Below are 18,109 nucleotides of genomic sequence, written 5' to 3'. Positions count from 1 at the left end.
GCCACATTGCGATCCGCTGCCCGGCGAAGGCCATGGTGCTTCCGGTATCATCGGGATGTTTTCGAGGAAGCCCATGCGCGTACTGGTAAGCAACGACGACGGCGTCGATGCCCCCGGCATCCACGTCCTGGCCCAGGGGCTGCGCGATGCCGGGCACGAGGTCTACGTGGTGGCGCCCGACCGTGACCGGTCCGGCGCGAGCAATTCGCTCACCCTGGACCTGCCGATCCGGGTCAAGCGGCTGGACCACTACACCTGCTCGGTGGCCGGCACGCCGACTGACTGCGTGCACCTGGCCCTGACCGGCATGTTCGAGTTCGAGCCGGACATCGTGGTCTCGGGGATCAACAACACCGCCAACCTGGGCGACGACGTCATCTACTCGGGCACCGTCTCGGCGGCGATGGAGGGCCGTTTCCTCGGCCTGCCGGCGGTGGCGGTGTCGCTGGACACCCGCAACCACGAGGCGAAGCACTACGCCACCGCGGCCCGCGCGGCGGTGGAGATTGTGGCGCGGCTGAAGGCCGATCCGCTGCCGGCGGACACGATCCTCAACGTCAACGTGCCCGACCTGGCCTGGGAGGCCTTGCGCGGCTTCGAGGTCACCCGCCTGGGCAACCGCCACCGCGCCGAGGCCTGCGTGGCCCAGCCGGACCCGCGCGGCCGCACCGTGTACTGGATCGGCCCGGCCGGCCCGGAGCAGGACGCCGGCCCCGGCACCGACTTCCATGCCGTGCGCACCGGACACATCTCCATTACCCCGATCCACGTCGACCTGACCCGCTACCAGGCGCTTGAGAAGGTCGCCGGCTGGGTCGGCGGCCTGACCCAATCCCTGGCCGCCAGCGACCCGGAGGCCGCGGCATGACCCCGCGCCTGCGCCTGCAACCCGAGGTGGTCGGGGTCGGCATGACCTCACAGCGCGTGCGCGACCGCCTGGTCCAGCGCCTGCGCGAGGGCGGGGCCAATGGCGGCATCACCGACGAGAACGTGCTCAACGCCGTGCGCCTGGTGCCGCGCCACCTGTTCGTGGACGAGGCCCTGGCCAGCCGCGCCTACGAGGACACCGCGCTGCCGATCGGCCACGGCCAGACCATCTCCCAGCCCTGGGTGGTGGCGCGCATGACCGAGGCGGTGCTGGCGGTGCAGCCGAAGAAGGTGCTGGAGATCGGCACCGGTTCCGGCTACCAGGCGGCGATCCTGGCCGCGCTGGGGCTGGAGGTGTACACGGTCGAGCGCATCGGCGACCTGCTGCGGCAGGCGCGCAAGCGCTTCCGCGCCCTGGGGATGAACGTACGCAGCAAGCACGACGACGGCCGCATTGGCTGGCCGGAGCATGGCCCGTACGATGCGATCGTGGTCACCGCCGCCGCCCCGGCCCTGGTCGAGGCGCTGCTGGACCAGCTGGCGGTCGGCGGCATGCTGGTCGCGCCGGTCGGCGGATCCTCCGCGCAGTCGCTGCTGCAGCTGGTCAAGCGGCCCGACGGCACCATCGAAGAAAGGACGCTGGCGCCGGTGGTGTTCGTGCCGCTGCTGGCAGGAACCCTGGACTGAGCGCATGCAGGTATTCGGCCCCCTCTACGACCGTGCCCTGAGCTGGGCCGCACATCCCCGCGCCCCGACCTACCTGACCGTGCTGAGCTTCATCGAGGCCATCATCTTCCCGGTGATGCCCGAGGTGATGCTTGCGCCGATGTGCGTGGCCCAGCCGAAGCGCGGCTGGTGGTTCGCCACCCTGAGCCTGGCCGGCTCCATGGCCGGCGCCGCGATCGGCTACGCCCTGGGCCACTTCGCCTTCGAGGCGATCAAGCCGCTGCTGGGCATGATGGGCATGCTGCCGGGCATCGAGGCGGGCATCGCCACGGTCCAGGTCAAGATGGCCGAATCGCCCTGGGCGGTGTTCTGGTTCCTGGTGCTGGGCGGCTTCATGCCGATCCCGATGAAGGTCTTCACCTGGGCCTCGGGTATCGTCGGGGTGCCGCTGCTGCCGTATTTCCTGAGCATGCTGGTCGGCCGCGGCAAGCGTGTGTACCTGCTGGCGGGTGCCATCCGCTTCGGCGGCGCGCGCGCTGCGGTGGCGCTGCGGCGCTGGATCGAGCCACTGGGCTGGATCGCGACCCTGCTGGTCGCGGCCGCGGTGGCCTGGCTTGTGTGGAGGACGAAATTCGCATGAACCCCGAGGGTCTGTCCCCGATCGCGCGCCTGCTGGCGGCGGTGGTGCTGCTGGTGATGCTGGCGGCCTGCGGCAAGAGCACCGTGGTGCGCAATCCTTCGGCCGGGACGTCCGCGTCCGGCCAGGCGACCTCGTCGACCGGGCGCCCGGGCGCGACGGTGGTGGTGCAGCGCGGGGACACGCTCTATTCGATCGCCCGGCGCAACAACGTCGCCGTGGCGGACATGGCCCGCTGGAACGGGCTGGCGCCGCCGTACACCATCTATCCGGGCCAGCGCCTGGCCCTGGGCCAGGTCTCCGGCGGCAGGACCGCCGCATCCGGGACCAGCACCGCATCTTCCGCCAGTCGCACCGGAACCCGGTCCACGACTGCATCGACGACGCCGGCCACGACCGCCTCCACCGGCGCCGCCGCGCCGCGCCCGGGTGCCGCGCCGGTGTCCAGCGGCATCCGCTGGCAGTGGCCGGCGCAGGGGGCGGTGATCACCACCTATGTCGAAGGCAACGCCACCCGCCAGGGTATCGACATCGGCGGCTCCGCCGGCCAGGCGGTGAACGCGGCCGCCGACGGCGTCGTGGTCTATTCGGGCGCGGGCCTGGTGGGCTATGGCGAGCTGATCATCGTCAAGCACAACGAACAGTGGCTGTCGGCCTACGGCCACAACCGCAAGCGCCTGGTAGCCGAGGGCCAGAGGGTGAAGGCGGGCCAGCAGATCGCCGAGATGGGCCGCACCGGCACCGACCGCGACAAGCTGCATTTCGAGATCCGCTACAACGGCAAACCCGTCGATCCGCTTCTCTACCTGCCGAAGAAGTAACACGCGCAGCTGGCACGCAGGGGCGGATCCCCGGCCCGGCGCGAGTACGCGCCGGGCGCTCGCGCCGCGCGCGATCCTGCGGATCGCAGGCGCGCGGTTCTCGCCCGCTACAACGGCAAACCCGTCGATCCGCTTCTCTACCTGCCGAAGAAGTAACACGCGCAGCTGGCACGCAGGGGCGGATCCCCGGCCCGGCGCGAGTACGCGCCGGGCGCTCGCGCCGCGCGCGATCCTGCGGATCGCAGGCGCGCGGTTCTCGCCCGCTACAACGGCAAACCCGTCGATCCGCTTCTCTACCTGCCGAAGAAGTAACACGCGCAGCTGGCACGCAGGGGCGGATCCCCGGCCCGGCGCGAGTACGCGCCGGGCGCTCGCGCCGCGCGCGATCCTGCGGATCGCAGGCGCGCGGTTCTCGCCCGCTACAACGGCAAACCCGTCGATCCGCTTCTCTACCTGCCAAAGAAGTAACAGGCGCAGCTGGCACGCAGGGGCGGATCCCCGGCCCGGCGCGAGTACGCGCCGGGCGCTCGCACCGCGCGCGATCCTGCGGATCGCGGGCGCGCGGTTCTCGCCCTCTACAATGGCAAACCCGTGGATCCGCTTCTCTGCCTGCCGAAGAAGTAGCTGGCGGCGCCAGAGACCCGGGGCGGATCCCCGGCGCGACGCAGGCATGCCCCGGATGCGGCCTGCGGCCTTATCCGGGCTACGTCTACGGATCCCGGCAAGCGGTTCGCGGTGTCACCAGGCGGTGATGGTGACGCGCCGAGCGGGTAGATGGGGCGCGCGCTCCGGGCTCAGCCCAGCAGCAGGGCCACCACGACGCGGCGGCCTTCGCCGGCCAGCACGTTGTAGGTGCGGGCGGCGGCGGCATTGTCCATGGCCTCGATGCCGATCCCGCGGGTCAGGCAGGCCGCCATGGCGGCCGCGGGCGGGAAGACCTGGCGTTCGCCGGTGCCCAGCACCACCAGCTCCGGCTGCAGGTCCAGCAGCTTGGCGAGGTGTGCCGGCTCCAGCGCGGCGGGCGAGGCCGGGGCGTCCCAGTCCTCGAGCAGGCGGTCGGGAGTGATGGCGAAGCTGCGGGTCAGGATCCGGTCGTTGACCCGGGCGCTGCGGGCATCGGCGCCGCGGAGGACGAAGCCGTAGTCCGGGCGTTCGTGGCTCAGCTGCATGGATTGCCTCCGGCCCGCTCAGCCGCGCGGCAGCACGATCGCGGGCGATTCCTTCGACGGGCGGTACAGGGTGGCGGTATGGCCGATGCGCTGCACCAGGGCGGCGCCGGTCTGGCCGGCCAGCTCGGCGATCATCGCGTCGCGGGCATCGCGATCGTCGGCGCCGACCTTCACCTTGACCAGTTCGTGGCGCTCGAGCACCTGGTCCAGCTCGGCCACCAGGGCCGGGGTGATGCCCTTGCCGCCGACCTGCATCAGCGCCTTCAGGCCATGGGCCTGGCCACGGAGGAAACGGGTCTGGGCGGAAGTGAGGGCGACGGGCATCGGCTGCGAAAAGGCTTGCGGGTGGATCAGGGTATCATGGCGGCCCATCACGCCGCGGGCGCCGCGCCCGGCCTCCTACCGCATGTCACGCAGCTCCCGCAGCAAGAGCAGCCATCGTTGGCTCCGCGAGCACTTCTCCGATCCCTATGTGAAGAAGGCCCAGGCCGAGGGCTTGCGCTCGCGCGCGGCCTACAAGCTCGAGGAACTGCTGGAGCGTGACCGGCTGCTCAAGCCGGGCATGGTGGTGGTCGACCTTGGCGCGGCTCCGGGCGGCTGGTCCCAGTACGTGCGCCAGGCCCTTGGCGACAGCGGCCGGGTCGTGGCCCTGGACATCCTGGACATGCCGCCCCTTGCCGGGGTCGAGTTCCTTCATGGGGATTTCAGGGAGGATGCCGTCTTATCCCAGCTGGAGACGCTTCTCGACGGCCAGCCGGTCGACCTTGTCCTTTCGGACATGGCCCCCAATATGAGTGGCGTGGACGCGGTCGACCAGCCGCGGGCCATGCACCTGGCCGAGCTGGCGCTGGAGTTCGCCGACAACCACCTGCGCCCTGGCGGCGCCTTCCTGATCAAGCTGTTCCAGGGGGTGGGATTCGACGACTACGTGCGCCAGCTGCGACGCCGCTACGAGAAGGTCGCCATCCGCAAGCCGGCGGCCTCGCGCAAGCGTTCGCCGGAAGTCTATGCCCTCGGCCAGGGCAAGCTGGCGCGGATGAAGTAAGCTGGCCGGGACGCCGGCGCGGACATACAGACATGCAGGAAAACACGGGACACCGGAGCCGATGAGGATGAACGACTTGACCAAGAATCTGCTGCTTTGGGTGGTCGTCGCCGTCGTGCTGATGGTGGTCTTCCAGAGCTTCTCCCCGCGCGGCGCGGGTACCGTCGCCACCGGCGAGACCCCGAGCTACACCCGCTTCCTGCAGGACGTGGACGCCGGGCGCATCCGCTCGGTCGTGTTCACCGACGAGAGCACCTTCACCGCCAACGCCATCCGCTACCGCCGCACCGACGGCACCGAGGGCCAGGTGGTCGGCCCGATGGACGGCAAGCTGATCGACCAGCTGGTCAGCAAGAACGTGGACATCGTGCGCGAGAAGCCGTCCACCGGCCCGGGGTTCTGGGGCATCGTGCTGAACTTCCTGCCGGTGCTGCTGCTGATCGGCTTCTGGATCTTCATGATGCGGCAGATGCAGGGCGGCGGAGGCGGCGCCAAGGGCGCCATGTCCTTCGGCAAGTCCCGCGCCAAGCTGCAGGGCGAGGACCAGGTCAAGGTCACCTTCGCCGACGTCGCCGGCTGCGACGAGGCCAAGGAGGAGGTCGGCGAGCTGGTCGAGTTCCTGCGCGATCCCTCCAAGTTCCAGAAGCTGGGCGGCAAGATCCCGCGCGGCGTGCTGATGGTCGGCCCGCCGGGCACCGGCAAGACCCTGCTGGCGCGCGCCATCGCCGGCGAGGCACGGGTGCCGTTCTTCTCGATCTCCGGTTCGGATTTCGTCGAGATGTTCGTCGGCGTCGGCGCCAGCCGCGTGCGCGACATGTTCGAGCAGGCCAAGAAGCACGCCCCGTGCATCATCTTCATCGACGAGATCGATGCGGTCGGCCGCCATCGCGGCGCCGGCTTGGGCGGCGGCCACGACGAGCGCGAGCAGACCCTCAACCAGCTGCTGGTGGAGATGGACGGCTTCGAGGGCGGCGAGGGCGTGATCGTGATCGCCGCGACCAACCGTCCCGACGTGCTCGACCCGGCGCTGCTGCGCCCGGGCCGCTTCGACCGCCAGGTCGTGGTCGGCCTGCCGGACGTGAAGGGCCGCGAGCAGATCCTCAAGGTGCACATGCGCAAGCTGCCGCTGGCCGACGACGTCGAGCCGATGGTGATCGCGCGCGGTACCCCGGGCTTCTCCGGCGCCGACCTGGCCAACCTCTGCAACGAGGCCGCGCTGTTCGCCGCCCGCGGCAACGAGAAGGAGGTCCGCATGGACCACTTCGACCGTGCCCGCGACAAGATCCTGATGGGGGCCGAGCGCCGCTCGATGGCCATGAGCGAGGAAGAGAAGCGCCTGACCGCCTACCACGAGGCCGGCCATGCCATCGTCGGCCGCCTGGTGCCCGAGCACGACCCGGTCTACAAGGTGACGATCATCCCGCGCGGCCGTGCCCTGGGCGTGACCATGTACCTGCCCGAGGGCGACCGCTACTCGATGAACCGCGTGGCGATCGAGTCGCAGCTGTGCTCGCTGTACGGCGGCCGCGTGGCCGAGGAGCTGATCTTCGGCGAGGACAAGGTCACCACCGGCGCCTCCAACGACATCGAGCGCGCGACCAAGATGGCGCGCAACATGGTCACCAAGTGGGGCCTGAGCGACGAGATGGGCCCGATCGCCTACGGCGAGGAGGAGGACGAGGTGTTCCTCGGCCGCTCGGTGACCCAGCACAAGAACGTGTCCGACGCCACCGCGCGCAAGATCGACGAGGTCGTGCGCTCGATCCTGGACAAGGCCTATTCGCGTACCCGCGAGCTGCTGACCGCCAACATCGACAAGCTGCACAAGATGTCCGAGCTGCTGCTGCAGTACGAGACCATCGACGCGCCGCAGATCGACGCGATCATGGAAGGCCGCGAGCCGCCGCCGCCGGCCGGTTGGGGCAAGTCCGGCAAGGGCGGCGGCGGCGACAACGACCCGCGTCCGCTGCCCCCGGTGGGCGGCCCGGCGACCCAGACCTGAGGCATGGCCGGGAATCCTTCCGGGCAGCCGCGTGACGACAAGGCCGGGGCCGGAACGCCCCGGCCGAGCTATTACGTCCGCAATCCGTGGCGCAATGTCAGCGCCGGCGCCTTTGCTGGTGCCTCCACGGTGCTTACCGTGACCACGCTGTTCTATGCGCTCGGCCGGCTGCCACTGGTGCTGGTCGGCGCCAGCGTGGTGCTGGCAGCGCTGGCCTTCGGGTTCGGCATGTATGCCCGCCGCCGCGCGGCGCAGGTCGACGCCGGGATCTTCGGCGGCGACCGCTGAGCGGCGTCGCACCAGGGGAACATCGCCATGTTCGACATTTCGCCCCGGCTGGACTGCGCCGGACGCATCCTGTCCCTCGACCGTACCCGGGTCATGGGCATCGTCAACGTCACCCCGGACTCGTTCTCCGACGGCGGCGCGCATGCCGACGCCGGGGCCGCCATCGCCCACGGCCTGAAGCTGGTGGAAGAGGGGGCGGACCTGCTGGACGTGGGCGGCGAGTCCACCCGTCCGGGTTCGGAAGGCGTCTCCGTCGAGGAGGAGCTGCGCCGGGTGATCCCGGTGGTCGAGGGCCTGGCGGCACGCACGGCAGTGCCGATCAGCATCGATACCTCCAAGCCGGAGGTGATGCGCGCGGCGGTGGCCGCCGGCGCCGGCATGATCAACGACATCTGCGCGCTGGAGCGCGAGGGCGCGCTGGACGCGGCCGCGGCGCTGGGCGTTCCGGTGGTGCTGATGCACATGCGCGGGGAGCCGCGCTCGATGCAGGAGGCGCCGCATTACGACGACGTGGTCGCCGAGGTGCACCGCTACCTGGCCGACCGCATCTTCGCCGCCGAGCTGGCCGGCATCCCGCGCGCGAAACTGGTGGTCGACCCGGGCTTCGGCTTCGGCAAGGACGACGGCCACAACCTCGCCCTGCTGGCCCAGCTGGAGCGGTTGATGGAGCTGGGCGTGCCGGTGCTGGCCGGGATCTCGCGCAAGCGCACCATCGGCGCGCTGACCGGGCGCGACGTGCCCGCCGAGCGCGTGGCCGGCTCCGTCGCCGCGCACCTGCTGGCGGCGCAGCGTGGCGCGCGCATCGTGCGCGTGCACGACGTGGCCGCTACGGTCGATGCGCTGAAGGTGTGGGAAGCGGTGGCCGCGGTGCCGGCCCCGCGCAGGGACGCCGCGCCGGCGATCCGCTGGCCTGACGAGGACTGACCCGGGCGATGCCTGCCGATTCACGGCCCCTGGCGATCGCGGTGATGGGCCCGACCGCCTCGGGCAAGACCGCGTTCGCGGTCGAACTGGCGCGGCACCTGGATGGCGAGATCGTCAGCGTCGATTCGGCCCTGGTCTACCGGGGACTGGATATCGGCGCGGCCAAGCCCGATGCGAACGAGCGCGCCGGCGTGCCGCACCACCTGCTCGACGTGCGCGATCCCTGGCAGCCGTATTCGGCAGCCGAGTTCGCCGATGACGCCCGTGCCGCGGTGCTGGACATCGCCGCGCGCGGCCACGTTCCGGTGCTGGCCGGCGGCACGGGCCTCTACTTCCAGGCCCTGCTGCGTGGGCTGGCGGCGATGCCGCCGGCCGATCCGCAGGTGCGTGCCGAGCTGGCGGCCGAGGCCGAAGTGCGCGGCTGGGCCGCGTTGCATGCCGAGCTGGCCGCGGTCGACCCGGAGGCGGGCGCGCGCATCCGGCCCGGCGACGCCCAGCGCATCCAGCGCGCGCTGGAGGTGTACCGGGTCAGTGGCAGGCCGATCAGTGCCTGGCAGCGGGATCCGCCGCCACCGCGCCTGCCGCTGAAGGTGCTCAAGCTGGTGCTGGCCCCGGCCAGCCGCGGCGAGCTGCACGAGCGCATCGCCGCCCGCTTCGACGCGATGCTGGCCGCCGGCTTCCTCGACGAGGTCCGGCGCCTGCGCGCCCTGCCGCGGCTGCGCGACCATCCGGCCCCGCTGGACCTGCCCGCGCTGCGCGCGGTGGGCTACCGCCAGGCCTGGGAGTTCCTGGACGGGCAGGGCGATGCTGCAGGGTTCCGCGACCGGGCGGTCTTCGCCACCCGGCAGCTGGCCAAGCGCCAGCTGACCTGGCTGCGCGGCGAGCTCGACGCGTTGTGGTTCGACCCGGCCCGCGACCGGGCCGGCCTGTGGGAGGCTGTCGCCCGCTTCCCCGCGGCGCGGCCGGACGCAGGAACCCCGCTTGTGTAACATGCCCCGAGGGCCGGGGAGGCCCGCGGAACCACCACCCACAACAAGAACAAGGAAGAGGGGGAGCACATGTCCAAGGGGCAGTCACTGCAGGATCCTTTCCTGAACGCATTGCGTCGCGAGCGCGTCCCGGTCTCGGTCTACCTGGTCAACGGGATCAAGCTGCAGGGTACGATCGAGTCATTCGACCAGTTCGTGGTGCTGTTGCGCAGCACCGTGAGCCAGATGGTCTACAAGCACGCCATTTCCACCGTGGTTCCGTCGCGCAATGTCCGGGTTGGCCCCGGCGGCGGATACGTGCAGCAGCCGGCCGAAGGTGGAGAGGACGGCGACGAGGGCGCATGAGCGCCCGGGAGTATTGATTGTTCGAACGATCCCGCAAGGGTGAACACGCGCTGCTGATCCAGCCCCATTCGGGCAGCCTGGCGGAGGACGTGCTGGAGGAGTTCGCCGACCTCGCCAGGTCGGCGGGAGCGAGCGTGGCGGCCACCCTGACCGCGCGCATCGACCGCCCCAACCCCGCGACCCTGATCGGCAGCGGCAAGCTGGAGGAGGTCAAGGCCGCGGCCGAGGCCACCGGTGCCGACCTGATCCTGGTCAACCACCAGCTGACCCCGGTGCAGGAGCGCAACCTCGAGCGCGCGCTGCAGCGCCGGGTGGTGGACCGCACCGGCCTGATCCTGGACATCTTCGCCCAGCGTGCCCGCAGCCATGAAGGCAAGCTGCAGGTCGAGCTGGCCCAGCTGAAGCACCTGGCCACCCGCCTGGTGCGCGGCTGGACCCACCTGGAGCGCCAGCGCGGCGGTTCCATTGGCCTGCGCGGTCCCGGCGAAACCCAGCTGGAAACCGACCGCCGCCTGCTGCAGAAGCGGCTGGAACAGCTGCAGAAGCGGCTGGACAAGGTCGAGGTGCAGCACACCCAGATGCGCCGCGCACGCGTGCGCAGCGAACTGCCGCGGGTGGCGCTGGTCGGCTACACCAACGCCGGCAAGTCCACCCTGTTCAACGCCCTGACCGGCGCCGACGCCTACGCCGCCGACCAGCTGTTCGCGACCCTGGACCCGACCGTGCGCCGCATCTCCCTGCCGGGCGGCAGCGTCGTGCTGGCCGACACCGTCGGCTTCGTCCGCGACCTGCCGCACGAACTGGTGGCCGCGTTCCGCTCGACCCTGTCCGAGGCGCGCGAGGCGGACCTGTTGCTGCACGTGGTCGACGCCGCCGATCCGCTGCGCGAGGAGCGCATCGCCCAGGTCGACGCGGTGCTGGCCGAGGTCGGCGCCGGGGAACTGCCGCAGCTGCTGGTGTTCAACAAGATCGACCGGATCGAAGGCGCCGAGCCGCGCCACGACCATGCCGCCGCCGCGGCCGACGAACCCGGCCACCGCGAGCGGGTCTGGCTCTCGGCGCGCGATGGCCGCGGCCTGGAGCTGCTGCAGGCCGCCCTGGCCCTGCGCCTGGACCTGCAACGGACGGTGGGCGAGCTGCGCCTGCCGCCAGGCGCCGGCCGCCTGCGCGCCCAGCTGCATGCGCTGGGTGCGGTGCGCGGGGAGCAGGCCGACGAAGACGGCTGGCTGCTGCAGGTGGACCTGCCGCGCGGGGAGGCCGAGCGCCTGGCTGCGCGCGAGGGCGGGCAGGTGCTGCGCGCACTGCTGCCGGAGCCCGAGCGCGAGGACTGGGAAACCGGCGAACGGTGATTTCCGGCGCGGCCGGTCCCGCCGGGGCGGTCGCCCGGCTGCGTCTTGCTAGAATCGGACGGCGACCTGCCGGCGGCCCCCGCCGCCCAGGGCCTCTTACTTCGGAGCGTTCATGGTCTGGAATACACCCGGCAAGGGTGGGGACTCCCCCGACAACAACCGCCGCAATCCCTGGCCGCCGCGTCGCCCCTCCGGTGGCGGCAATGGCCTGGGCGGCGGATTCGATCGCCTGCGTGACCTGATGGGTGGCGGCGGTATCGGCCGCTGGGTGCTGCTGGCCGTGGCCCTGCTGGTGGTCCTGACCAGCTTCGAGCTGGTCGGCGAACAGCAGCGCGGCGTGGTCCTGCGCTTCGGCCAGTTCGCCCGGGTCATGCAGCCCGGCCCGAACCTCAAGTGGCCGTGGCCGGTCGAGCGCGTGGTCAAGGTCAACGCGACCCAGATCAAGACCTTCAGCAACACCGTGCCGGTGCTCACCCGCGACGAGAACATCGTCAACGTGGCCATGAACGTGCAGTACCGGGTCGGCGACCCGCGCCTGTACCTGTTCGGTTCGCGCGATGCCGACCGGGTGCTGGAGCAGGTGGCGCAGAGCGTGGTCCGCGAGCAGGTCGGCCGCGCCACCCTGGACACCGTGCTCGGCGCGCGCGGCCCGCTGTCGGTCAGCGCTTCCGAGCAGCTGCAGGCATCGCTGGACGCCTACCGCACCGGCCTGGTGGTCACCGAACTGAACCTGCAGGACGCGCGTCCGCCGGAGGAGGTCAAGCCGGCCTTCGACGAGGTCAACAGCGCCCAGCAGATCAAGGACCAGCTGATCAACGAGGCCCGCGCCTACGCCGCCAAGGTGGTCCCGGAGGCCCGCGGCGAGGCGGCCCGCCGCCGCACCGTGGCCGAAGGCTACAAGGCGGCCAAGATCGCCCAGGCCGAGGGTGACGTCGCCCGCTTCTCGCTGCTGCGCGACGAATACCGCAGCGCGCCGGAGGTCACCCGCAAGCGCCTGTGGCTGGAAACGGTGCAGGACGTGCTGTCGCGCAACCGCAAGGTGGTCGGCGGCGACAGCCGCCAGCTGATCTACGTGCCGATGCCCAACGCCGGTGGCGCCACCCAGCCGCAGTCCGGCACCGCCGCGCCGGCGCCGGCCGGCGAGGCCCTGCTGCCGGTGATCGAAAGCAGTCCCGACAACCTGCGCGATGGAATCCGTGACGGGACCCGCACCGGTCGCGAGGAGGTGAGCCGATGAAGTACCCACTCTGGATCGCGCTGGCGGTGACCGCGCTGCTGGGCCTGATGGGCTCGGTCTACGTGGTGCGCGAGGACCAGGTCGGCCTGGTCCTGAACCTGGGTCGCGTGGCCCGCACCGATATCGGCCCCGGCCTGCACTTCAAGTGGCCGCTGGTCGAGACCGCGCGCGTGTTCGACCGCCGCTTCAGCCTGATCGACTTCTCGCCGGAGCGTTACCTGACCTCCGAGCGCAAGGACGTGGCGGTGGACTTCGTGGCCGTCGGCTACATCGACGACGTGCGCGCGTTCTACCGCGCCACCGGCGGCGACGAGAGCGCCGCGGCCGACCGCCTGGCGCCGATCATCAAGGACTCGCTGCGCAACGAGATCAACGCCCGCACCCTGACCCAGCTGGTGTCCGGCGACCGCAGCGAGGTCATCCAGCGCCAGCTGGAAGGCATCAACCGCGGCGCCCTGACCCTGGGCATGCGCATCGTCGACATCCGCCTCAAGCAGATCGACCTGCCGACCGACTCGGACGTGATCAAGCAGGTCTACGACCGCATGCGCGCCGAGCGCAAGCAGGTGGCCAGCGCGCTGCGCGCCGAGGGCGAGGAGCAGGCGCGCACGGTGCGCGCGCAGGCCGACCGCGACCAGGCGGTGATCGTGGCCGAGGCCGAGCGCGACGCCCAGCGCCTGCGCGGCGAGGGCGATGCCCAGGCCGCGCGCCTGTACGCCCAGGCTGCCAGCGCCGATCCTGCGTTCTACGCGTTCTACCGCAGCCTCGAGGCCTACCGGCGCGCGTTCGCCGATGGCCAGGGCGTGGTCGTGCTCGACCGCAACGATCCGTTCCTGCAGTACCTCAAGAGCGATCGTTGATGCCGCAGGAGCTGGTTTCGGCACTTTGCCTGGTGGCGGTGCTGGAGGGCCTGATGCTGTTCGTCGCGCCGCGGGCGTGGCGGCAGGCGATGGTGCAGCTGGTGCAGCGCCCGGATGGGGCGCTGCGCGGCTTCGGCCTGCTGATGCTGGGGCTGGGCCTGGCCGCGCTGTGGTTCGTGCGCCAGGGCTGAGCCGGCGTCCAATCCGGAAGAGCGACGGCAGGCGCCCCAGGGCGCCTGCGTCGTTTCCGGCATCCGGAAGCGGGAGTCAGGGCCAGTCGATCGTGCCGCGGACCACGCTGACCACCTGGCCGCCGGACCAGACCTCGCCTTCGCCGTCGACGTACATGTCCAGGCGCGCGTCGTAGCCGACCTCGCGGCCCTGGCTGACGCGGTAGCGGCCGTCGCCGCCGGGCAGGGCATCACGCAGCGCGAGCCAGGCGGCGAGGGTGGCATTGGCCGCACCGGAGGCCGCGTCCTCGAACATGGCCGGGCCGCCGACGAAGGCGCGCGCGGCGACCTGGTAGTCGCGCCCGCTGCAGCGGGCGAAGGCCAGCACGCCCATGCTGTCGGTGGCGCGGGCCAGGCCGGCGATGGCTTCCCAGTCCGGCTGGGCGTTGCGGAGGCTCGCTTCGTTGCTGGCCTCGGCCACCCACCAGCGGCGGCCGCCATCCATCAGTGCCGGCGGCAGTTCGCCGGGCGGCAGCCAGTCCAGCGCCTCGAGCATGCGCGAACCGCGGGCGTCGGCCACCTCCACCAGGCTGGCGCGTGGCGTGCGGATGGCGATGCGGCGGGTGCCGTCGACCTCCTCGACCCGCAGGGGCAGCAGCCCGGCCACGCCTTCCTGCAGCAGCAGGTCGTCGGCGTCGGGCGTGGCCAGGCCAGCCTCCAGCACCACGTGCGCGGTGCCCACGCTGGGGTGGCCGGCGAACGGCACCTCGCGCTTGGGGCTGAACATGCGGATCGCATGGCTGGCGCCCGGCCGGGTCGGCGGGAAGACGAAGGTCGTCTCCGGCAGCCGGGTCCAGCGCGCAATGGCCTGCATCGCCGCATCGTCCAGCCCGGTGGCGTCCAGCACCACGGCCAGTGGGTTGCCGGCGCCGGGCCGGTCGGCGAACACGTCCACCTGGACGAAGGGGCGTTGGGCCATCGGGAAGCCTCGGGGGAACAGGGCGCCCGAGATTACCAGTCCACCGTTCCCTGGATCACCGCGTGCACCGGGCCGCCGACCCAGACCGCGCCGTCGCCGTCGACCTCGAGCTGCAGGCGTGCGTCGCGTCCCACCTCGCGGCCCTGGCTGGCAAGGTAACGGCCGTTGCGCCCGGGCAGGCGGCCGGCCCGGTGCAGGGCCGTCGCGATCGAGGCATTGACGCTGCCGGTGGCCGGATCCTCGGGAATGCCGACGCCCGGCGCGAAGCCGCGGACGACCAGGTCGAAGCCTTCGTCGCCGGTGGCGAACACGGCCAGCTTGCCCCTGCCCGGCAGCGCCGCGATCGCGTCCAGGTCCGGCTGCAGGCCGCGCACCGCGGCGGCGTCGGCCAGTTCCAGCAACCACCAGTCCGGTCCGTTGTTCCATAGCGCCGGTTGCAGCGGACCGCGGCGCGCGCCGAACACCTCCTCCGCCAGCAGCCAGTCCGGCGGGGCCACCTTGCGCATCTCCGCGCGCGGACTGCGTACCGCCGGCTGCAGCCCGTCCCCGACCTGGTCGGCACGCACCGGCAGCAGGCCGGCCGCGCATTCCTGCACCAGGCGGCCGGCACGCGGCCGCGCCAGGCCCGCGTGCACCGCGGCCCAGGCCGCGCCCACGCTGGGATGGCCGGCGAACGGCAGTTCCATGCGCGGGGTGAAGATGCGGATGCGGTAGTCGGCCTCCGGCGTGGTCGGGGCCAGGAAGAAGATCGTCTCCGAGAGGTTGGTCCACGCGGCGAAGGCCTGCATGCGCGCCGCGTCCAGGCCGTCGGCATCGAACATGACCGCCAGCGGATTGCCGGCGCCCGGTGCGGGAGCGAACACGTCGAGCTGCATGAAGCGGCGGGTGGACATGGAGCGACCTGCGGCCAGTGGACGGAAGCGCAGGTTAGGCGCTGGCGCGCGGCTGCGCGAGAGGGCGACCGGTTCCACACCGTCGGAATTGGTTGCGGATGAGACGCTCCGGATGCGCGCACGGAAGCTGTACGACGTTGGTGCGGTGGCGCCGGGGCACGCGTGGATTGCGCTTAGAATCGGCGGTTCATGCCCGGTGGTCGGGTGGTCAAGCCAACTCAATGTCCGCAGCTTCGCCCGCGCAAGACGCCGCCCAAGGCGGCTGGATCGTCCTCAAGTTCGGCGGTACCTCGGTGTCCCGCCGCCATCGCTGGGACACGATCGGCAAACTGGCGAAACAGCGGGCCGAGGCCACCGGCGGCCGCGTGCTGGTGGTGGTGTCGGCGCTGTCGGGCGTGACCAACGAGCTGACCGCGATCGCCGATGGCAGCGAGGACTCGGCCGCGCGCGTGGCCGCGCTCGAGGCGCGCCATCGCGAATTCCTCGCCGAACTGGAGCTCGATGCCGACGCGGTGCTGGGCGAACGCCTGGCCCTGCTGCGCGGCCTGCTCGAAGACCCGCGCGCCGCGGCCAGGCCGCTGGACTGGCAGGCCGAGGTGCTGGCCCAGGGCGAGCTGCTTTCCTCGACCCTGGGCGCGGCCTACCTGCGTGCCAGTGGCCTGGACTTCGGCTGGATGGACGCGCGGGAGTGGCTGGAGGCGCTGCCGCCGCAGGCCAACCAGAGCGAATGGGCACGGCGCCTGTCGGTCAACTGCCGGTGGGAGGCCGACGGCGCCTGGCGCGAGCGCTTCGGCCGGCAGCCCACGCGCATGCTGATCACCCAGGGCTTCATCGCCCGCCACCAGGACGGCGGCACCGCGATCCTCGGCCGCGGCGGCTCCGATACCTCGGCCGCTTACTTCGGCGCGCTGCTCGGCGCCAGCCGCGTGGAGATCTGGACCGACGTGCCCGGCATGTTCAGCGCCAACCCGCGCGAAGTGCCGGATGCGCGGCTGCTGAGCCGCATCGGCTACGCCGAGGCGCAGGAGATCACCACCACCGGCGCCAAGGTGCTGCATCCGCGCTCGATCAAGCCGTGCCGCGACTCCGGCGTGCCGATGGCGATCCTCGACACCGAGCGTCCGGACCTGCCGGGCACCAGCATCGACCGCAGCGCGGCGACCGTGGCCGGGGTCAAGGCGATCAGCCGCCGCAACGGCGTGGTGCTGGTGTCGGTCGAGGACATCGGCATGTGGCAGCAGGTCGGCTACCTGGCTGACGTGTTCGAGCTGTTCCGCAAGCACGGGCTGTCGGTGGACATGATCGGCACCTCGCAGACCAACGTGACCGTGTCGCTGGACCCGAGCGAGAACCTGCTGAGCCAGAACGTGCTCTCGGCGCTGGCCGAGGACCTCGGGAAGATCGGCCGGGTGAAGGTGATCGTGCCCTGCGCGGCGATCACCCTGGTCGGTCGCGGCATCCGTTCGCTGCTGCACAGGCTGTCGGAGGTGTTCTCCAGCTTCGTGCACGAGCGCGTGCACATGATCTCGCAGTCGTCCAACGACCTGAACCTGACCTTCGTGATCGACGAGGCCGACGCCGACGGCCTGCTGCCGCAGCTGCACGCGGCGCTGATCGACAGCGGTGCCATGCCGGTGCAGGAGACCGAGGTGTTCGGCCCGCGCTGGCGCGAAATCAATGGCGCGGTGCGTCCACGTCCGCGGCCGTGGTGGACCCTGGAGCGTCCGCGCCTGCTGCAGCTGGCCGAAACCGGCACGCCGCGCTACGTCTACCACCTGCCGACCGTGCGCGAGCGCGCGCGGCAGCTGAAGGACGTCGTCGCGGTGGATCGCCGCTACTACGCGATCAAGGCCAACCCGCATCCGGCGATCCTCAACGTCCTGGCCGGGGAGGGCTTCGGCCTGGAATGCGTGTCGCTGGCCGAGCTGCGGCACGTGTTCGCCGCGGTACCGGGGATCGATCCTTCGCGGGTGCTGTTCACCCCCAGCTTCGCCCCGCGCGAGGAGTACGAGCAGGCGCTGGCGCTGGGCGTGACCGTCACCGTCGACAACGTCGAGCTGCTGCGTAACTGGCCGGAGGTCTTCCGCGGCCGGTCGCTGTGGCTGCGCATCGACCTGGGCCATGGCGACGGCCACCACGAGAAGGTCAACACCGGCGGCAAGGAGGCCAAGTTCGGCCTGTCGGCGCAGCGGGTGGACGAGTTCATCGAGCAGGCGCGCGCGCTGGGCGTGGTGGTCACCGGCCTGCACGCCCACCTGGGCAGCGGCGTGGAGAACATGGGCCACTGGCGGCAGATGTGCGACGAGCTGGCCGGCTTCGCCCGGCGGTTCGGCACCGTGGCCACCCTGGACATCGGTGGCGGCCTGCCGATCCCGTACGCGCCGGACGACGAGCCGTTCGACCTGGAGGCCTGGGCCGCGAGCCTGGCCGAGGTGCGCGCGGTGCATCCGGCGTTCGGGCTGGTGGTCGAGCCGGGTCGCTTCCTGGTGGCCGAGGCCGGCGTGCTGCTGGCGCGCGCCACCCAGGTGGTGGAGAAGGACGGCATCGTGCGCGTGGGCCTGGACGCGGGCATGAACGCGCTGGTGCGCCCGGCCATGTACGACGCCTGGCACGACATCGTGAACCTGCAGCGGATCGACGCCCCGGCCGACGGCCAGTTCGACGTCGTCGGCCCGATCTGCGAATCCAGCGACCTGTTCGGCAGGCGGAGGCGCCTGCCGCGCGACACCGCCCCCGGCGACGTGATGCTGGTCGCCGACACAGGTGCCTATGGCCATTCCATGGCCAGCCGCTACAACCTGCGCGAGCTGCCACCGGAGGACGTGATCGATGGGGCCACGGCCTGAGCCGGCGTCCCACGGAACCGGC

19 protein-coding genes are annotated in these 18,109 nt (G+C 71.6%); 15 read left to right on the top strand and 4 right to left on the bottom strand.

The annotated features are described in order from the left end of the window. Window positions 1-73: 73 nt before the first annotated feature. The 4 genes from surE to CSC68_RS04215 are packed head-to-tail and all read left to right on the top strand — an operon-like array spanning window position 74 to window position 2,991. On the top strand, window positions 74-868 hold the full coding sequence (gene surE / locus CSC68_RS04230) for a 5'/3'-nucleotidase SurE (protein ID WP_162202266.1): 795 nt from the start codon (window positions 74-76) through the stop codon (window positions 866-868). Then, complete coding sequence (locus CSC68_RS04225; RefSeq protein ID WP_162202265.1) at window positions 865-1,554, top strand: protein-L-isoaspartate(D-aspartate) O-methyltransferase; 690 nt, start codon at window positions 865-867, stop codon at window positions 1,552-1,554. The genes surE and CSC68_RS04225 overlap by 4 nt, the downstream gene beginning before the upstream one ends. 4 nt (window positions 1,555-1,558) lie before the next feature. Beyond that, complete coding sequence (locus CSC68_RS04220; RefSeq protein WP_162202263.1) at window positions 1,559-2,173, top strand: YqaA family protein; 615 nt, start codon at window positions 1,559-1,561, stop codon at window positions 2,171-2,173. After that, a complete protein-coding gene (locus CSC68_RS04215; protein ID WP_162202262.1) occupies window positions 2,170-2,991 on the top strand; it encodes a peptidoglycan DD-metalloendopeptidase family protein in 822 nt (273 codons plus the stop codon). Before CSC68_RS04220 ends, CSC68_RS04215 begins: the two co-directional genes overlap by 4 nt. A 794-nt stretch (window positions 2,992-3,785) precedes the next feature. On the opposite strand, the gene CSC68_RS04210 is transcribed toward CSC68_RS04215, so the two are convergent. Continuing rightward, entirely contained in the window at window positions 3,786-4,160 is a 375-nt protein-coding gene (locus CSC68_RS04210) for an Mth938-like domain-containing protein (RefSeq protein ID WP_162202260.1), read from the bottom strand. 18 nt (window positions 4,161-4,178) lie between these two features. Next, window positions 4,179-4,484 (bottom strand): ribosome assembly RNA-binding protein YhbY, encoded by a 306-nt coding sequence (gene yhbY / locus CSC68_RS04205; RefSeq protein WP_162202259.1) that lies wholly within the window; start codon window positions 4,482-4,484, stop codon window positions 4,179-4,181. An 82-nt stretch (window positions 4,485-4,566) separates the two neighbouring features. On the opposite strand from yhbY, the gene rlmE reads away from it, so the two are divergent. The 10 genes from rlmE to CSC68_RS04155 all read left to right on the top strand — a co-directional run bounded on the left by rlmE (window position 4,567) and on the right by CSC68_RS04155 (window position 13,390). Further along, window positions 4,567-5,205 (top strand): 23S rRNA (uridine(2552)-2'-O)-methyltransferase RlmE, encoded by a 639-nt coding sequence (gene rlmE, locus CSC68_RS04200; RefSeq protein ID WP_162202257.1) that lies wholly within the window; start codon window positions 4,567-4,569, stop codon window positions 5,203-5,205. A 67-nt stretch (window positions 5,206-5,272) separates the two neighbouring features. Further along, complete coding sequence (ftsH, locus tag CSC68_RS04195; RefSeq protein ID WP_162202255.1) at window positions 5,273-7,207, top strand: ATP-dependent zinc metalloprotease FtsH; 1,935 nt, start codon at window positions 5,273-5,275, stop codon at window positions 7,205-7,207. A gap of 3 nt (window positions 7,208-7,210) precedes the next feature. After that, window positions 7,211-7,495 (top strand): hypothetical protein, encoded by a 285-nt coding sequence (locus CSC68_RS04190; RefSeq protein WP_162202254.1) that lies wholly within the window; start codon window positions 7,211-7,213, stop codon window positions 7,493-7,495. Between the two features lie 27 nt (window positions 7,496-7,522). Next, window positions 7,523-8,419, top strand: a complete 897-nt coding sequence (folP, locus tag CSC68_RS04185) for a dihydropteroate synthase (protein ID WP_162202253.1) — start codon at window positions 7,523-7,525, stop codon at window positions 8,417-8,419. Window positions 8,420-8,427: 8 nt separating this feature from the next. Further along, window positions 8,428-9,408 (top strand): tRNA (adenosine(37)-N6)-dimethylallyltransferase MiaA, encoded by a 981-nt coding sequence (gene miaA, locus CSC68_RS04180; protein ID WP_162202252.1) that lies wholly within the window; start codon window positions 8,428-8,430, stop codon window positions 9,406-9,408. A 69-nt stretch (window positions 9,409-9,477) separates the two neighbouring features. Beyond that, window positions 9,478-9,753, top strand: a complete 276-nt coding sequence (hfq, locus tag CSC68_RS04175) for an RNA chaperone Hfq (protein ID WP_019398774.1) — start codon at window positions 9,478-9,480, stop codon at window positions 9,751-9,753. Between the two features lie 17 nt (window positions 9,754-9,770). After that, entirely contained in the window at window positions 9,771-11,102 is a 1,332-nt protein-coding gene (hflX, locus tag CSC68_RS04170; protein ID WP_162202251.1) for a ribosome rescue GTPase HflX, read from the top strand. Window positions 11,103-11,214: 112 nt separating this feature from the next. Next, complete coding sequence (gene hflK / locus CSC68_RS04165; RefSeq protein WP_162202249.1) at window positions 11,215-12,339, top strand: FtsH protease activity modulator HflK; 1,125 nt, start codon at window positions 11,215-11,217, stop codon at window positions 12,337-12,339. After that, window positions 12,336-13,199, top strand: a complete 864-nt coding sequence (gene hflC, locus CSC68_RS04160; protein ID WP_162202248.1) for a protease modulator HflC — start codon at window positions 12,336-12,338, stop codon at window positions 13,197-13,199. The genes hflK and hflC overlap by 4 nt, the downstream gene beginning before the upstream one ends. After that, window positions 13,199-13,390 (top strand): DUF2065 domain-containing protein, encoded by a 192-nt coding sequence (locus CSC68_RS04155; RefSeq protein ID WP_162202247.1) that lies wholly within the window; start codon window positions 13,199-13,201, stop codon window positions 13,388-13,390. The genes hflC and CSC68_RS04155 overlap by 1 nt, the downstream gene beginning before the upstream one ends. Before the next feature lie 76 nt (window positions 13,391-13,466). Here the strand turns inward: CSC68_RS04155 and CSC68_RS04150 are convergent, their stop codons facing one another. Next, window positions 13,467-14,348, bottom strand: a complete 882-nt coding sequence (locus CSC68_RS04150) for a PhzF family phenazine biosynthesis protein (RefSeq protein ID WP_162202245.1) — start codon at window positions 14,346-14,348, stop codon at window positions 13,467-13,469. Window positions 14,349-14,380: 32 nt separating this feature from the next. Next, window positions 14,381-15,241, bottom strand: a complete 861-nt coding sequence (locus CSC68_RS04145; protein WP_162202243.1) for a PhzF family phenazine biosynthesis protein — start codon at window positions 15,239-15,241, stop codon at window positions 14,381-14,383. A gap of 221 nt (window positions 15,242-15,462) precedes the next feature. Here CSC68_RS04145 and CSC68_RS04140 point away from each other — a divergent pair, with 221 nt between their 5' ends. Continuing rightward, on the top strand, window positions 15,463-18,087 hold the full coding sequence (locus CSC68_RS04140; protein ID WP_162202241.1) for a bifunctional aspartate kinase/diaminopimelate decarboxylase: 2,625 nt from the start codon (window positions 15,463-15,465) through the stop codon (window positions 18,085-18,087). Window positions 18,088-18,109 lie beyond the last annotated feature (22 nt).

The sequence above is a fragment of the Pseudoxanthomonas suwonensis genome, assembly GCF_010093235.1.
Lineage (GTDB): Bacteria > Pseudomonadota > Gammaproteobacteria > Xanthomonadales > Xanthomonadaceae > Pseudoxanthomonas > Pseudoxanthomonas suwonensis.
The sequence above is the reverse complement of the archived record's forward strand: the minus strand, read 5'-3'. Positions and strand labels throughout refer to the sequence as shown.

Coding starts and splice junctions, on each gene's coding strand:
- surE (WP_162202266.1), top strand. CDS start 74: ATGCGCGTACTGGTAAGCAACGACGACGGCGTCGATGCCCCCGGCATC.
- CSC68_RS04225 (WP_162202265.1), top strand. CDS start 865: ATGACCCCGCGCCTGCGCCTGCAACCCGAGGTGGTCGGGGTCGGCATG.
- CSC68_RS04220 (WP_162202263.1), top strand. CDS start 1,559: ATGCAGGTATTCGGCCCCCTCTACGACCGTGCCCTGAGCTGGGCCGCA.
- CSC68_RS04215 (WP_162202262.1), top strand. CDS start 2,170: ATGAACCCCGAGGGTCTGTCCCCGATCGCGCGCCTGCTGGCGGCGGTG.
- CSC68_RS04210 (WP_162202260.1), bottom strand. CDS start 4,160: ATGCAGCTGAGCCACGAACGCCCGGACTACGGCTTCGTCCTCCGCGGC.
- yhbY (WP_162202259.1), bottom strand. CDS start 4,484: ATGCCCGTCGCCCTCACTTCCGCCCAGACCCGTTTCCTCCGTGGCCAG.
- rlmE (WP_162202257.1), top strand. CDS start 4,567: ATGTCACGCAGCTCCCGCAGCAAGAGCAGCCATCGTTGGCTCCGCGAG.
- ftsH (WP_162202255.1), top strand. CDS start 5,273: ATGAACGACTTGACCAAGAATCTGCTGCTTTGGGTGGTCGTCGCCGTC.
- CSC68_RS04190 (WP_162202254.1), top strand. CDS start 7,211: ATGGCCGGGAATCCTTCCGGGCAGCCGCGTGACGACAAGGCCGGGGCC.
- folP (WP_162202253.1), top strand. CDS start 7,523: ATGTTCGACATTTCGCCCCGGCTGGACTGCGCCGGACGCATCCTGTCC.
- miaA (WP_162202252.1), top strand. CDS start 8,428: ATGCCTGCCGATTCACGGCCCCTGGCGATCGCGGTGATGGGCCCGACC.
- hfq (WP_019398774.1), top strand. CDS start 9,478: ATGTCCAAGGGGCAGTCACTGCAGGATCCTTTCCTGAACGCATTGCGT.
- hflK (WP_162202249.1), top strand. CDS start 11,215: ATGGTCTGGAATACACCCGGCAAGGGTGGGGACTCCCCCGACAACAAC.
- hflC (WP_162202248.1), top strand. CDS start 12,336: ATGAAGTACCCACTCTGGATCGCGCTGGCGGTGACCGCGCTGCTGGGC.
- CSC68_RS04155 (WP_162202247.1), top strand. CDS start 13,199: ATGCCGCAGGAGCTGGTTTCGGCACTTTGCCTGGTGGCGGTGCTGGAG.
- CSC68_RS04150 (WP_162202245.1), bottom strand. CDS start 14,348: ATGGCCCAACGCCCCTTCGTCCAGGTGGACGTGTTCGCCGACCGGCCC.
- CSC68_RS04145 (WP_162202243.1), bottom strand. CDS start 15,241: ATGTCCACCCGCCGCTTCATGCAGCTCGACGTGTTCGCTCCCGCACCG.
- CSC68_RS04140 (WP_162202241.1), top strand. CDS start 15,463: ATGTCCGCAGCTTCGCCCGCGCAAGACGCCGCCCAAGGCGGCTGGATC.